Source organism: Vibrio sp. Makdt (genome assembly GCF_027587015.1).
GTDB lineage: Bacteria > Pseudomonadota > Gammaproteobacteria > Enterobacterales > Vibrionaceae > Vibrio > Vibrio chagasii_B.
The window spans coordinates 1-462 of sequence record NZ_JAPPTH010000072.1; the positions used below are offsets into that span (position 1 = coordinate 1).

General features: G+C 38.1%; 1 tRNA gene. It reads right to left on the reverse strand.

Features of this window, described 5'->3' with window-relative positions:
• Positions 1-355 precede the first annotated feature (355 nt).
• Positions 356-431, reverse strand: a tRNA-Val gene (locus tag OH460_RS27340).
• Positions 432-462: the final 31 nt, after the last annotated feature.

Sequence of the window (462 nt, forward strand, 5' to 3'; positions counted from 1 at the left end):
GTGTATGGCAACTAACCAAGGTTTTTGGTTGTAACAAGAAGGGTTAGTTCTTATTACGTGTTTGCCGGACTCAATTTCGATTCAAACTAAGTTTGAATCACTCTTTATTTCCACTTTTAAAAAGTGAAGACAAAAAGCCAAGACACTTGAATGTGTTTGTGTTGTGTTTATCCAAAGGATAAACATTGAGAACTTTTAATTTGATTAACTCTTTGAGTTAATCAGTCAGCTTTCCAAATTGTTAAAGAGCATGTATTCCGAAGAATGCATTTTCTAAAGACTCTCACAGTCGAAAAAACCAACCAACGACATAAGAAGTGGTTTGGAGTTTTAACTTCCAAGAATATTTAGAGAATGGTGGGCGATACCGGGCTCGAACCAGTGACCCCCTGCTTGTAAGGCAGGTGCTCTCCCAACTGAGCTAATCGCCCACTAAAAGTTTTAATTCCTTCGTGGAGAAAG